General features: G+C 71.5%; 13 protein-coding genes. 12 read left to right on the top strand and 1 reads right to left on the bottom strand.

All coding sequences use genetic code 11. The annotated features are described in order from the left end of the window. The first annotated feature begins 49 nt into the window (after positions 1-49). The 8 genes from AB0436_RS25485 to AB0436_RS25520 all read left to right on the top strand — a co-directional run bounded on the left by AB0436_RS25485 (position 50) and on the right by AB0436_RS25520 (position 8,585). Positions 50-1,159 (top strand): quinone-dependent dihydroorotate dehydrogenase, encoded by a 1,110-nt coding sequence (locus AB0436_RS25485; RefSeq protein WP_366470246.1) that lies wholly within the window; start codon positions 50-52, stop codon positions 1,157-1,159. Continuing rightward, positions 1,156-1,995, top strand: a complete 840-nt coding sequence (gene pyrF, locus AB0436_RS25490; protein ID WP_366470247.1) for an orotidine-5'-phosphate decarboxylase — start codon at positions 1,156-1,158, stop codon at positions 1,993-1,995. Before AB0436_RS25485 ends, pyrF begins: the two co-directional genes overlap by 4 nt. Before the next feature lie 292 nt (positions 1,996-2,287). After that, entirely contained in the window at positions 2,288-2,611 is a 324-nt protein-coding gene (locus AB0436_RS25495; protein ID WP_266858973.1) for an integration host factor, read from the top strand. Between the two features lie 39 nt (positions 2,612-2,650). Continuing rightward, positions 2,651-3,244 carry a guanylate kinase gene (gmk, locus tag AB0436_RS25500; RefSeq protein WP_366470248.1) on the top strand — a complete coding sequence of 198 codons (594 nt, stop codon included), beginning with the start codon at positions 2,651-2,653 and terminating at the stop codon, positions 3,242-3,244. 25 nt (positions 3,245-3,269) lie between these two features. Beyond that, complete coding sequence (rpoZ, locus tag AB0436_RS25505; protein WP_003970369.1) at positions 3,270-3,542, top strand: DNA-directed RNA polymerase subunit omega; 273 nt, start codon at positions 3,270-3,272, stop codon at positions 3,540-3,542. 113 nt (positions 3,543-3,655) lie between these two features. After that, complete coding sequence (gene coaBC / locus AB0436_RS25510; RefSeq protein ID WP_366470249.1) at positions 3,656-4,867, top strand: bifunctional phosphopantothenoylcysteine decarboxylase/phosphopantothenate--cysteine ligase CoaBC; 1,212 nt, start codon at positions 3,656-3,658, stop codon at positions 4,865-4,867. 238 nt (positions 4,868-5,105) lie between these two features. Beyond that, a complete protein-coding gene (gene metK, locus AB0436_RS25515) occupies positions 5,106-6,317 on the top strand; it encodes a methionine adenosyltransferase (RefSeq protein WP_365854689.1) in 1,212 nt (403 codons plus the stop codon). 123 nt (positions 6,318-6,440) lie between these two features. After that, positions 6,441-8,585 (top strand): primosomal protein N', encoded by a 2,145-nt coding sequence (locus tag AB0436_RS25520; RefSeq protein ID WP_366470250.1) that lies wholly within the window; start codon positions 6,441-6,443, stop codon positions 8,583-8,585. A 23-nt stretch (positions 8,586-8,608) separates the two neighbouring features. Here AB0436_RS25520 and AB0436_RS25525 read toward each other — a convergent pair whose 3' ends face one another. Then, complete coding sequence (locus AB0436_RS25525; protein WP_366470251.1) at positions 8,609-9,208, bottom strand: hypothetical protein; 600 nt, start codon at positions 9,206-9,208, stop codon at positions 8,609-8,611. 350 nt (positions 9,209-9,558) lie between these two features. On the opposite strand from AB0436_RS25525, the gene fmt reads away from it, so the two are divergent. The 4 genes from fmt to AB0436_RS25545 all read left to right on the top strand — a co-directional run bounded on the left by fmt (position 9,559) and on the right by AB0436_RS25545 (position 14,036). Continuing rightward, positions 9,559-10,491, top strand: a complete 933-nt coding sequence (gene fmt, locus AB0436_RS25530) for a methionyl-tRNA formyltransferase (protein ID WP_366470252.1) — start codon at positions 9,559-9,561, stop codon at positions 10,489-10,491. Between the two features lie 202 nt (positions 10,492-10,693). Beyond that, complete coding sequence (locus AB0436_RS25535; protein ID WP_366470313.1) at positions 10,694-12,067, top strand: transcription antitermination factor NusB; 1,374 nt, start codon at positions 10,694-10,696, stop codon at positions 12,065-12,067. Between the two features lie 156 nt (positions 12,068-12,223). Next, positions 12,224-12,910 carry a ribulose-phosphate 3-epimerase gene (gene rpe, locus AB0436_RS25540; RefSeq protein ID WP_366470253.1) on the top strand — a complete coding sequence of 229 codons (687 nt, stop codon included), beginning with the start codon at positions 12,224-12,226 and terminating at the stop codon, positions 12,908-12,910. 136 nt (positions 12,911-13,046) lie between these two features. Next, a complete protein-coding gene (locus tag AB0436_RS25545; protein ID WP_366470315.1) occupies positions 13,047-14,036 on the top strand; it encodes a sugar-binding domain-containing protein in 990 nt (329 codons plus the stop codon). The last annotated feature ends 98 nt before the right edge of the window (positions 14,037-14,134 follow it).

Consider the following 14,134-nt stretch of genomic DNA (forward strand, 5'->3'; position numbering starts at 1 on the left):
CACGGTGTCCCCCTCTTCATGAGCCCCGGTCTTCCTGAGGAAAAACCTGATGTACAAACTCTTCTTCACTCTGGTCTTCAAGCGGATGGACCCGGAGCAGGCGCACCACCTGGCCTTCCGCTGGATCCGCCTCGCCGCCCGCGTCCCGGTGCTGCGCACCTTCGTCGCGGCTGCCCTGGCTCCCCGGTACGAGGAGCTGCGCACCGAGGCCCTCGGCCTGCGGATGCACGGTCCGTTCGGGCTCGCCGCCGGATTCGACAAGAACGCGGTCGCCATCGACGGTATGGCCATGCTCGGCTTCGACCACATCGAGGTCGGTACGGTCACCGCCCAGCCGCAGCCGGGCAACCCCAGGAAGCGCCTCTTCCGCCTGGTGCAGGACCGTGCGCTCGTCAACCGCATGGGCTTCAACAATGAGGGCTCCGCGGCCGTGGCGGCCCGGTTGGCGGCCCGGAAGGCCGTCTTCCGTACCACCGTCGGCGTCAACATCGGCAAAACCAAGGTGGTGCCCGAGCAGGAAGCCGTCGCCGACTACGTCGCTTCGGCCGAGCGGCTGGCCGGCCACGCCGACTACCTGGTGGTGAACGTCTCGTCCCCGAATACCCCGGGGCTGCGGAACCTGCAGGCCACCGAGGCGCTCCGCCCGCTGCTCACGGCGGTCCGCGCGGCGGCCGACCGCGCGGTGCCCTCCCGGCACGTACCGCTCCTGGTGAAGATCGCTCCCGACCTGGCCGACGAGGACGTGGACGCCGTCGCCGACCTGGCCGTCGAACTCGGCCTCGAGGGCATCATCGCCACCAACACCACCATCGCCCGCGACGGCCTCGGCCTGGGGTCGCACCCGGCGCTCGTCAAGGAGACCGGCGGCCTCTCGGGTGCGCCGCTCAAGGAACGCTCGCTGGAGGTCCTGCGCCGTCTGTACGCCCGGGTGGGCGACGACCTCACCCTCATCGGGGTCGGCGGCGTGGAGAGCGCGGAGGACGCCTGGCAGCGCATCCTCGCCGGTGCGACCCTCGTCCAGGGATACAGCGCCTTCATCTACCGGGGCCCCTTCTGGAGCCGCACGATCCACCAGGGCCTTGCCGCCAGGCTCCGGGCCAGCCCGTACGCCACCCTCGCCGACGCCGTCGGCGCCGAGCACCGGAAGGCCACCCGATGAATCTGCCCGAACCCTTCGGCGCCCGTCTGCGCCGTGCCATGGACACCCGCGGTCCGCTCTGCGTGGGCATCGACCCGCACGCCTCCCTGCTCACCGCCTGGGGCCTGGGCGACGACGTCGCGGGCCTGGAGCGCTTCACCCGTACGGTCGTCGAGGCATTGGCCGACCGGGTCGCCGTGCTCAAGCCGCAGTCCGCCTTCTTCGAACGCTTCGGCTCGCGCGGAATCGCCGTGCTGGAGACCGCCGTCGCCGAAGCACGCGCGGCGGGCGCCCTGGTACTGATGGACGCCAAACGCGGAGACATCGGCTCCACCATGGGGGCCTACGCGGCGACCTATCTGGAGAAGGACTCACCGCTCTTCTCGGATGCCGTCACCGTTTCGCCGTATCTCGGCTTCGGCTCGCTGCGCCCGGCGCTGGACGCGGCCGTCATCAGCGGCTCCGGTGTCTTCGTGCTCGCGCTGACCTCCAACCCCGAGGGCGCCGAGGTCCAGCGGTCCGTCGCAGCCGACGGTCGGGCCGTGGCCCAGCTGCTGCTCGACCGGGCGGCGGCCGAGAACGAGGGCGTCGCCCCGCTCGGCTCGGTCGGCGCCGTCGTCGGTGCCACGCTCGGCGACGCGGGGGTGCGGCTGGACATCAACGGCCCGCTGCTCGCCCCCGGCATCGGAGCCCAGGGAGCCACCCCCGCCGACCTGCCTGCCGTGTTCGGCTCGGCGGTCGGCAATGTACTGCCCAGCGTCAGCCGGGGGGTGCTGCGGCACGGTCCGGATATCGCCGGTCTGCGCGATTCGGCCGCCCGCCTCACCGACGAGGTGCGCACCGCGGTCGCCGGCTGAGGAGCGCCCGAGGTCCGAGACGGATGACGGCCAAATCCTCGGACAGCAGCGCAAAGAATCAGCCAGTCGGTGCCCGGCGGCCCGAAAACCGGGTGCTTATGCCCTAAATGTCGGCCCGAGTCTCAGCTGACCAGGACTTTTCGTCTGTTCTCGCTGACTGGAGCGGTCCTGGCCGCTAGTCTCCGTCGAGAGCGGACACGCAATTTCCTTGCAACGCCGCTCACCAGGTGTGGGGCGATCACGTTCCGCACCGGTCCGTATCCGACAGTTCGACATCCGAGGTGACGTAGGCGTGGCTCTTCCGCCCCTTACCCCTGAACAGCGCGCAGCCGCGCTCGAAAAGGCCGCCGCGGCTCGCCGGGAGCGGGCCGAGGTCAAGAATCGACTCAAGCACTCCGGCGCCTCCCTCCACGAGGTCATCAAGCAGGGCCAGGAGAACGGCGTCATCGGGAAGATGAAGGTCTCCGCTCTCCTGGAGTCCCTGCCCGGCGTGGGCAAGGTCCGTGCCAAGCAGATCATGGAGCGGCTCGGCATCTCCGAGAGCCGCCGGGTGCGTGGTCTCGGCTCCAACCAGATCGCCTCTTTGGAGCGCGAGTTCGGTGGCGGCGCTGCCTGACGTTCCCAGGCACCCCTGGGAAGCTGGAATAATCGCCGCATGGCTGTAACACCCCGGGGGACGTCCCCCGTATCCCCGGACCCCTGTCCGCGGCTGACCGTGCTCTCCGGCCCCTCCGGGGTCGGCAAGAGCACGGTCGTCGCGCACATGCGCAAGGTTCACCCCGAGGTATGGCTCTCGGTGTCGGCGACGACCCGCAAGCCGCGTCCCGGGGAGCGCCATGGTGTCCAGTACTTCTTCGTGGACGACGGCGAGTTCGACAAGCTCGTCGCCAACGGCGAACTGCTGGAGTGGGCCGAGTTCGCGGGCAACAGGTACGGCACGCCGCGTCGCGCCGTGCTCGAGCGCCTGGAGGCCGGCGAGCCGGTACTCCTGGAGATCGATCTCCAGGGTGCCCGGTTGGTGCGGGAGTCGATGCCCGAGGCCCAGCTGGTGTTCCTGGCTCCGCCGAGCTGGGACGAGCTGGTCCGCCGGCTCACCGGGCGCGGCACCGAGGCGCCCGAAGTCATCGAGCGCCGGCTGGACGCTGCAAAGATCGAACTGGCCGCCGACGCGGAGTTCGACACCACCCTTGTCAATACCTCCGTCGAGGACGTGGCCCGCGAGCTGCTAGCCTTGGTGAAGGTTCTTTGATTTTCACCCCATCGGAAGGCAGAGAGTGTCCTCTTCCATCACCACGCCCGAGGGCATCATCAACCCGCCGATTGATGAGCTGCTCGAGGCAACCGACTCGAAGTACAGCCTCGTGATCTACGCCGCCAAGCGCGCGCGCCAGATCAACGCGTACTACTCGCAGCTGGGCGAAGGCCTGCTCGAGTACGTCGGTCCGCTGGTGGACACTCACGTCCACGAGAAGCCCCTCTCGATCGCGCTCCGCGAGATCAACGCGGGTCTGCTGACCTCCGAGGCCATCGAGGGCCCCGCGCAGTAACGCAGACGGCGAGATTTTCTTCACCATTCTCTTCACTGCAGGCCCGGCAGCGCGACTGCCGGGCCTGTGGTGTGTCATGGGTGTACGCATCCGAAGCGGAGCCGGGGAGAGGCATGGACGTGGCGGACAGGCCGAAGGTCGTTCTGGGGGTCAGCGGGGGCATCGCCGCGTACAAGGCGTGCGAGGTGCTGCGCCGGCTGACCGAGTCGGGCCATGACGTACGCGTCGTACCGACCGCGTCCGCGCTCCACTTCGTCGGTGCCGCGACCTGGTCGGCGCTCTCCGGACACCCGGTGTCGACCGAAGTGTGGACCGATGTGCAGGAAGTCCCGCACGTACGGATCGGCCAGCACGCCGACCTCGTGGTGGTCGCTCCGGCCACCGCCGACCTGCTCGCCAGAGCGGCGCACGGCCTGGCCGACGACCTGCTGACCAACACCCTGCTCACCGCGCGCTGTCCGGTGGTCTTCGCCCCGGCCATGCACACCGAGATGTGGGAGCACCCGGCCACTCAGGAGAACGTGGCCACCCTGCGCCGCCGAGGCGCCCTGGTGATCGAGCCCGCCGTCGGCCGGCTCACCGGTGTCGACACCGGCAAGGGCCGGCTGCCCGACCCCGAAGAGATCTTCGAGGTCTGCCGGCGGGTACTCGTCCGCGGCATCACCGGTCCGGACCTCGCGGGCCGCCACGTCGTGGTCAGCGCGGGCGGCACCCGGGAGCCGCTCGACCCGGTGCGGTATCTGGGGAACCGTTCCTCCGGAAAGCAGGGCTACGCTCTCGCCCGTACGGCCGTGGCCCGTGGCGCCCGAGTGACGCTGATCGAGGCCAACACCGGCCTGCCGGATCCGGCAGGTGCGGACGTCGTGCACGTCGGGACCGCCCAGCAGCTGCGGGAGGCCGTCGGCAAGGCGGCGGCCGACGCCGACGCGGTGGTCATGGCCGCCGCCGTCGCCGATTTCCGTCCAGCGGCCTACGCCCAGGGAAAAATCAAGAAGAAGGACGACCAGGAGCCCGCGCCGATCGGCCTGGTCCGTAATCCGGACATCCTGGCGGAGATCTCCGCCGAGCGCGCCACGCCCGGGCAGATCATCGTCGGATTCGCCGCCGAGACCGATGATGTCCTCGCCAACGGCCGGCGGAAGCTGCAGCGCAAGGGCTGTGACCTGCTGGTGGTGAACGAGGTGGGGGAGCGCAGGACCTTCGGCTCCGAGGAGAACGAAGCGGTCGTCCTGGACGCCGAAGGAGGCGAGACCCCCGTGCCCCACGGGCCGAAGGCCGCTCTCGCCGACACGGTCTGGGATCTGGTGATACCTCGACTCGGATGAAATTCTTGTGTCGTTCCACCCGATGGTGAAACCTGACACAGCAGGCCGTACACCCCGGAAACCGGGGTACCGGCCGTACCGGAAGGAGCACTGCCCGGGTCACAGGGCTCCCACGTGTCGAGACACGTGGCCCACCGGCCGGGGCTGACCGATAAACTGGTCGCGGAACGAGTCGGGCGCAGCCCCCGGCCGTTCCATCCATGATCAGCCAGCAGCCGCTGCAACCCCAGGGAGCGTTGTGTCCCGTCGTCTGTTCACCTCGGAGTCCGTCACCGAGGGCCACCCCGACAAGATCGCTGACCAGATCAGCGACACGATTCTCGACGCACTGCTGCGTGAGGACCCGACCTCCCGGGTAGCCGTGGAGACCTTGATCACCACAGGCCAGGTGCATGTGGCCGGCGAGGTCACCACCAAGGCCTACGCGCCGATCGCACAGCTCGTGCGCGACAAGATCCTCGACATCGGCTACGACTCCTCGAAGAAGGGCTTCGACGGCGCCTCCTGCGGCGTCTCGGTGTCCATCGGCGCGCAGTCCCCGGACATCGCCCAGGGCGTCGACACCGCCTACGAGAAGCGGGTCGAGGGCGATGAGGACGAGCTCGACAAGCAGGGCGCCGGCGACCAGGGCCTGATGTTCGGCTACGCGTGCGACGAGACGCCCGAGCTGATGCCGCTGCCCATCGACCTGGCCCACCGGCTCTCACGCCGGCTGTCCGAGGTGCGCAAGAACGGCACCATCCCCTACCTGCGCCCCGACGGCAAGACCCAGGTCACCATCGAGTACGACGGTGACAAGGCGCTGCGCCTCGACACGGTCGTCGTCTCCTCGCAGCACGCGAGCGACATCGATCTGGAGTCGCTGCTCACCCCCGACATCCGTGAGTTCGTCGTCGAGCACGTCCTCAACCAGCTCATCGAGGACGGCATCAAGCTGGACACCGAGGGCTACCGGCTGCTGGTCAACCCGACGGGCCGTTTCGAGATCGGCGGCCCGATGGGCGACGCCGGCCTGACCGGCCGCAAGATCATCATCGACACCTACGGCGGCATGGCCCGGCACGGCGGCGGCGCCTTCTCGGGCAAGGACCCGTCGAAGGTGGACCGTTCCGCGGCGTACGCGATGCGCTGGGTCGCCAAGAACGTAGTGGCGGCGGGTCTCGCCTCGCGCTGCGAGGTCCAGGTCGCCTATGCGATCGGCAAGGCCGAGCCGGTCGGTCTGTTCGTCGAGACCTTCGGTACCGCGGCGGTCGACGTCGAGAAGATCGAGCAGGCGATCGGCGAGGTCTTCGACCTGCGCCCGGCCGCGATCATTCGCGACCTCGACCTGCTCCGCCCGATCTACGCCCAGACGGCAGCCTACGGGCACTTCGGCCGCGAGCTCCCCGACTTCACCTGGGAGCGCACCGACCGGGTGGACGCACTCCGTAAGGCCACCGGTCTCCTGTAACACCGACCCTGTCGGTACGGACCCCGGAAGACTCGAGCGGCACGGCCCCGGACCCGACGGTCCGGGGCTCCGTTCGTCTGCGACCGGGCCGGACTGTCAGTGGTGTCTGGTAGGACTTTGGCTGTGAGCAGCGAGAACGAACCGAACCCGGGACCGCGGCCGGCCGCGGTCCCCGAGCAGCTCGCGCTCATCCGGGAGACCGTGCGCACGGCCAAGGTGCCCCGGGCCAAGCCGAGAACCTGGCGAGGGGCCGCGCTCGCCAAGGAACGTCCGGTGGCGCGGGTCGTGGTGAACAAGGGCGTGCTCCACCTCGACCAGTTCTTCGACTACGCGGTACCGGAAGAGCTCGACGAGGCCGCCCAACCCGGTGTGCGGGTGCGGGTGCGCTTCGGCGCGGGCAACCGCAACGTCCGGGACGGCCGGCGGGAGGGCGGCGGACTGATCGACGGGTTCCTGGTCGAGCGGCGCTCCGATTCGGACTACTCGGGGCCGCTTGCCGCGCTCGCCGCAGTGGTGTCGCCGGAGCCGGTGCTCAGCCCCGAACTGCTGGGCCTCGCCCGTGCGGTCGCCGACCGCTACGCGGGCAGCCTCGCCGACGTACTGCAGCTGGCCGTGCCACCGCGGAACGCGCGCGCCGAAGGCCGGCCGTCCCCGGAGCCGCTGGAGGCGCCCGCGCCGCCGGAGCCGGGGACCTGGGGCCGCTATCCGCAGGGGCCAGCGTTCCTGCAGGCGCTGGCCACGGGCGGAGCGCCGCGCGCCGTGTGGACGGCGCTGCCGGGGCCGCACTGGCCGCAGGAACTGGCGAGCGCCGTCCGGGCCGCACTCGCGTCCGGACGCGGGGCGCTGGTGGTGGTGCCCGATGGACGGACGGCGGCGCGGGTGGACGCGGCTCTCACCGAGGCGCTGGGGTCCGGCCGGCACGCCCTGCTCACCGCCGATGCCGGGCCGGAGAAGCGGTACCGGCAGTGGCTCGCGGTGCAGCGCGGATCGGTGCGCGCCGTGGTGGGCACCCGCGCCGCGATGTTCGCGCCGGTCCGCGATCTCGGGCTGGTCGTCATCTGGGAGGACGGGGACTCCAGCCACAGCGAGCCGCACGCGCCGCTGCCGCACGCCCGCGAGGTGCTGCTGCTGCGGGCGGCGCATGACAGGTGCGGCTTCCTGCTCGGCTCCGCCAGCTGCACGGTGGAGGCCGCTCAGCTGGTGGAGAGCGGCTGGGCCGCGCCGCTGACCGCCGACCGGGAGCAGCTCCGGACGGCGGCGCCCCTGGTGCGCACCGTGGGGGACCTGGACCTGGCCCGGGACGAGGCGGCCCGCGCCGCGCGGTTGCCCAGCCTCGCCTGGCAGGCCGCACGCGAAGGCCTGAAGAACGGGCCGGTCCTGGTGCAGGTGCCGAGGCGCGGCTATGTGCCACGCCTCGCCTGCGAGCGCTGCCGGACACCCGCGCGGTGCGCGCACTGCTCGGGGCCGCTGGAGGCCCCGGACAAAAGAGCGCTGCACTGCGGGTGGTGCGGACGCGATGCCACCGGCCGGCGGTGCGCCGAGTGCGGCCACACCGGGCTGCGGGCTCAGGTCGTCGGGGCCCGGCGTACGGCGGAGGAGCTGGGCCGGTCGTTTCCCGCCGTGCCCGTGCGGACGTCCGGACGTGAGCACGTGCTCGACACCGTGGACGGCCGGCCCGCCCTGGTGGTCAGCACCCCGGGCGCCGAACCGGTCGCCGAGGGCGGCTATGCGGCGGCTCTGCTGCTCGACGGCTGGGCCATGCTCGGACGGCCCGATCTCCGGGCGGGCGAGGAGGCGTTGAGACGGTGGATCGGTGCCGCCTCGCTGGTGCGCGGTCAGAGTGAGGGTGGCACGGTGGTGGTCGTCGCCGAACCGACGCTGCGTCCCGTCCAGGCGCTGGTGCGCTGGGACCCGGTGGGGCACGCGGTGCGAGAACTGGCCGAGCGCGCCGAGTTGGGCTTCCCGCCGGTCTCCCGGATGGCCGCGGTGTCCGGGCGGGCCGACACCCTGGAGGCCTTTCTGGCGACCGTCCAACTGCCTGCGGACGCGGAGGTGTTGGGTCCGGTGGTGGTCCCGGTCGCGGATCCGCGCAGGCCCGGCGGACCCGGCGACGCACCCTCCGGTGAGCAGGGGCGTCGCGCGCTCATCCGGGTGCCGCCCGGCAGCGGCGCGGCGCTCGCCGCAGCACTGAAGACAGCGCAGGCGGCCCGGCTGACGCGGGGCGGTGACCCGGTGCGGATCAGGGTGGACCCGCCGGAGATCGGCTGAAGCCCGTCCGTGGGGAAACCCGGTCAGCCGTTGCGCGGACCGGGAAAGGCACTCGGACGCGCCTCGTCACGGAGCGGCTGACCGCCCGGCGCCGGCTGCGGCGGCATCGAGCGTGCGGCGGGGACAGAAGGGATCCCCGGCGTGCCCGGCAGTGGCCGGGCGGGACCGGGCAGCGGTGCGCCGTCCGCATCGGGGCGTTCGGCCTCGCCCGATCCGGTCGTCGGGCCGGTGGTCGGGCCGCCCGAAGCGGTGGCCGACGCGGTGGCCGCGGCGGTGGCCCGTCGGGTGCCGTACCTGCGGTGTACGGCCTGTTTGGTGACCCCGAGCGCCGAGCCCACCGCGTCCCACGAAAAGCCCAGCGAACGGTCGAAGTCCACCGCGGCCGTGACCAAGGTCTCGACGCTGTCCCGCAGTTCCTGGGCCAGCCGGACGGTGGGCGCGGGCGCCCTGCCGTAGACGACGAAGCCCGCCGAAGGGCCGGAGCGGCGCGGGCGATACACGTTGCCCAACTGGGCGGTCAGCGTACGAAGTGCGTCCACCTGTCGGCGGACCCGCTCGATGTCCCGCACCAACAGGTGGAGACTGGCCCGCGCTTGGGCGTCGTGGGATGCGTGGTCGGCCATGAACAAGCCTCTCGAACCGGCGTTGAAAAGGAGCGGGTCGCATCGGCGGCCCCTGTCGTTACGGTCAATCTCTCTTGACCAACGCGCCACCCGCTGTTGGGGTCACGCTGCGGGGGCGTATGGGCATATGCGAGGGGCGCGCAGCGGTGCGTACGCCCCTGCGGCACCGGCAGGCATCCGGCCTGCGGACAGCGGCGTAGTACGCTGTGGCCCTGCCCCTGGTCAGCGGTCAGGGCTTGGCTGTCATGAAGGCATTGCGGAGCCGAGTGAGAAGCCGCCCCGTTCGCGGGGCGGAGGAGTCACGGACTGGTGCGCTGCTCGAATCCCGTACCGGCTTGAGAGGCCCTCAGATGAAACTCGTCCTCGCAGGCACCCCCGAGGTGGCCGTACCCGCACTGGATGCCCTGATCGCCTCCGACCGTCACGAGGTGGCCGCCGTCGTCACCCGCCCCGACGCACCTGCGGGCCGCGGACGCAGACTGGTCGCGAGCCCGGTCGCACAGCGCGCGCAGGAGGCCGGCATCGAGGTGCTGAAGCCCGTCAGGCCGCGCGACGAGGACTTCCTGGCCCGCCTGCGCGAGATCGGCCCCGACTGCTGCCCGGTTGTGGCCTACGGCGCACTGCTCCCGAGGGCCGCCCTGGACATCCCGTCCCGCGGCTGGGTCAATCTGCACTTCTCGCTGCTGCCCGCCTGGCGTGGGGCGGCCCCCGTGCAGCACGCCATCATCTCCGGCGACGAGGTCACCGGCGCCTCGACCTTCCTGATCGAGGAAGGCCTCGATTCCGGCCCGGTGTACGGGGTGGTGACGGAGGACGTACGCCCCACCGACACCAGCGGTGATCTGCTCACCCGGCTTGCCTTCGCGGGCTCCGGACTGCTCGTCGCCACCATGGACGGCATCGAGGACGGCACCCTGCACGCCGTCCCGCAGCCGGCCGACGGTGTCTCGCTGGCCCCGAAGATCAGTGTCGAGGACGCCCAGGTGGACTGGAAGGCCCCGGCCCTCGGCGTCGACCGGCTGGTGCGCGGCTGCACGCCTGCGCCCGCCGCGTGGACGGTCTTCCGCGGCGAACGGCTCAAGCTGATCGGGCTGACCCCGGTCGGCGACCGCACCGGTCTCGCCCCGGGAGAGCTGTCGGTCGCCAAGAACAACGTCTACGCGGGCACCGGCTCGCACGCCGTGGAACTGCGCTGGGTCCAGCCGCAGGGCAAGAAGCCGATGCCGGCCGCCGACTGGGCGCGCGGGATGCGGATCGCAGCGGGGGAGCAGCTCGGCGGGTAGCTCCCGTCGGACAGCCCCTGCGGCGTGCGAGTGTCCGTGGTGTCGGACGTAGGCTGGCAGGGTTCGTCCCCCTCACCATCAGCGGAGCACCTTTCACGTGACCGACCAGCCGCGCCGCCGCCCCGGCCAGCAGCCGAAACACCCGTCGAAGCGCCGGACCGACCACCCGTCGAAGCCCTACCGGAGGCCGCAGAAGGATCCCGTGCGGATCCTCGCCTTCGAGGCACTGCGGGCGGTCGACGACCGGGACGCGTACGCCAACCTCGTCCTCCCGCCGCTGCTGAAGAAGGCGCGGGAGAACCCGCAGTTCGACGGACGGGACGCGGCGCTGGCGACCGAGCTGGTCTACGGCACGCTGCGCAGGCAGGGCACCTACGACGCGATCATCTCGGCCTGCATCGACCGGCCGCTGCGGCAGGTCGATCCGCCGGTGCTCGATGTGCTGGCGCTGGGCGTGCACCAGTTGCTGGGGACCCGCATCCCCACGCACGCCGCGGTCTCGGCCAGTGTGGAGCTGGCCAGGGTGGTACTCGGTGACGGACGGTCGAAGTTCGTCAACGCGGTGCTGCGCAAGGTCGCGGCCGACGATCTCGACGGGTGGCTGGAGCGCGTCGCACCGCCCTACGACGAGGACGCCGAGGACCATCTGGCCGTGGTGCACTCGCACCCCCGCTGGATCGTCTCCGCGCTGTGGGACTCGCTCGGCGGCGGCCGGGCAGGCATCGAGGACCTGCTGGAGGCGGACAACGAACGGCCGGAGGTCACGCTGGTCGCCAGGCCGGGGCGGGCCACGACGGACGAGCTGATCGAGGCCGTCGGCGAGGAATCGGCGCTGCCGGGACGCTGGTCGCCGTACGCGGTACGGCTGGCCGAGGGCGGCGAACCCGGCGCTGTCGATGCGGTGCGGGACGGCCGGGCCGGCGTCCAGGACGAGGGAAGCCAGCTGGTCGCCGTGGCCCTCGCCGACGCTCCGCTGGACGGTCGTGACGAGCGCTGGCTCGACGGCTGCGCGGGCCCCGGCGGCAAGGCCGCGATGCTGGCCGCGCTGGCCGCACAGCGTGGTGCTTCGTTGCTGGCCGCCGAGAAGCAGCCGCACCGGGCCCGCCTCGTCGAGCGGACCCTGACCGGCAACCCCGGCCCGTACCAGGTGGTCGCTGCGGACGGCACCCGGCCGCCGTGGCTGCCCGGCTCCTTCGACCGGGTGCTGATGGATGTGCCGTGCACCGGGCTCGGCGCCCTGCGGCGCAGGCCGGAGGCGCGCTGGCGGCGGCGTCCCGAGGACCTGGAAGGCTTCGCACCGCTGCAGCGCGGCCTGCTGCGAGAGGCCCTCGCCGCGGTGCGCGTCGGCGGCGTCGTCGGGTACGCGACCTGCTCGCCGCACCTCGCCGAGACCCGGGTGGTCGTCGACGACGTGCTCAAGGGGCGCGGCGGCGAGCCGATCGAAGCCGAGTGGATCGATGTCCGGCCGCTGATGCCCGGGGTGCCCGCGGTGGGAGAGGGCCCCGACGTACAGCTGTGGCCGCATCTGCACGGTACGGACGCCATGTACCTCGCGCTGCTGCGGCGAACGGCCTGATTCTTGCCGGGTACCCGGCTCCAGGAGGGACCACCGAAGACGCCCGGGGCCCCGGCGCGGCGAGAAACGCCGGGATTGCGCGGTGTGTACGCATCCCTGGGGACCTCGGTCCCCACCGTGTCGGGCAACCGCGCCGGTCCATGGCAGGCTTGGGGCATGGCCGTGCAGATCAACCCCAGCATCCTGTCCGCCGACTTCTCGCGACTCGCCGAGGAAGCGAAGGCAGTCGAAGGCGCCGACTGGCTCCATGTCGACGTGATGGACAATCACTTCGTCCCCAACCTGACGCTCGGCGTCCCGGTGGTGGAAGCCCTCAGCCGGGCGACGGACACCCCGCTCGACTGCCACCTGATGATCGAGGACGCGGACCGCTGGGCCCCGCAGTACGTCGAGGCGGGCGCCGGCTCCGTCACCTTCCACGCCGAGGCCGCTGCCGCCCCGGTACGGCTGGCGCGCGAGATCAGGGCGAAGGGCGCTCGCGCCTCCATGGGCCTGAAGCCGGCGACCCCCATCGAGCCCTACGAGGATCTGCTCCCCGAGCTCGACATGTTGCTGATCATGACGGTGGAGCCCGGCTTCGGAGGCCAGTCCTTCCTGGACATCATGCTGCCGAAGATCCGCCGTACCCGTGAGCTGATCTCCAAGCACGGACTGGAGCTGTGGCTGCAGGTCGACGGCGGGGTGTCCGCATCGACCATCGAGCGGTGTGCGGAGGCCGGCGCGGACGTCTTCGTCGCGGGCTCCGCCGTGTACGGCGCGGAGGACCCGGCGGCAGCCGTCCGCATGCTGAGGCACCAGGCGAAGGAGACCACCGCCGCGGCGGCCTGGGCATGCAGCCACTGAGCTGCCGGCAGATGAACGGAGCCCTTCCGGGCTGATCAGGATGTGCCGGATCTGACAGGATGGTTGATCCGGGGAGCACAACAGCAGTGAGGAGATCGCGGTGTCTGGTATCTCGTCGGGCAGACCGGCCCTGCGGATGGGACCCGCGGAGCTGGTACAGGCGGCGGCCATGGCACGCCGCTTCTACCTGGAGGGCAAATCCAAGATCCAGATCGCGGAGGAGTTCGGCGTCAGCCGCTTCAAGGTCGCACGGGTCCTGGAGACCGCTCTCGAGCGCGATCTGGTACGGATCGAGATCCGTGTCCCCGCGGAACTGGACGCGGAGCGTTCGGACGCCCTCCGCGCGCGCTACGGGCTGCGCCACGCCGTCGTGGTCGAGTCACCGGCCGACGCAGCGGACGACGCGCCCGACCCGGAGAACCTGGGCGAGGTGGCAGCCGATCTGCTGGGCGAGCTGGTGACCGAGGGCGATGTGCTCGGCCTGGCCTGGGGCCGGTCCACCATCCACATGGCGGCGGCACTGAGCAGCCTGCCGCCCTGCACGGTCGTCCAGCTCACCGGTGTGTACGACGCGGGGACGGCCGAACGCGGCTCGGTCGAGGCCGTACGGCGCGCCGCCCAGGTGTCCGGGGGAGAGGCGCATCCCATCTACGCCCCGATGCTGCTGCCCGACCCGGCGACGGCTGCCGCGCTGCGCAACCAGACCGGGATCGCCCGCGCCTTCGAGTACTTCGACAAGGTCACCGTGGCCGCCGTGTCCATCGGCTCCTGGGAACCCGGCATCTCCACCGTCCACGACATGCTCAGCGACAAGGAACGGGAGCACTACGCCTCGCTCGGTGTCGCCGCCGAGATGTCCGCCCACCTCTTCGATGCCCAGGGGCGGCGGGTCGGGCGGGACCTCGGCGAGCGGTGCATCACCGTCGAGGCCGACCGGCTGCGCCGGATCCCCGAGGTGGTGGCGATCGCGGGCGGCCAGCGCAAGGCCGCGGCGATCGGCGCCGTGCTCAAGTCAGGTCTGGTCACCAGCCTGGTCACCGACACGGCCGCCGCCGACATCCTGCTGACCGGGACGGGACCGGGACCCCGCCGGGCCCTGGACCGGGGCGACCCCGACGGAAACTGACTCTGCCGGGCCTTGGACGAAGACACCAACGCCATGCCCGGGACTCCGTCGAAAGGTCCAGAGCGAGCGGCGTGGCTCGCCAGAGCGCAGCTCCATCG

This window comes from Streptomyces sp. NPDC051322 (assembly GCF_040689485.1).
Lineage (GTDB): Bacteria > Actinomycetota > Actinomycetes > Streptomycetales > Streptomycetaceae > Streptomyces.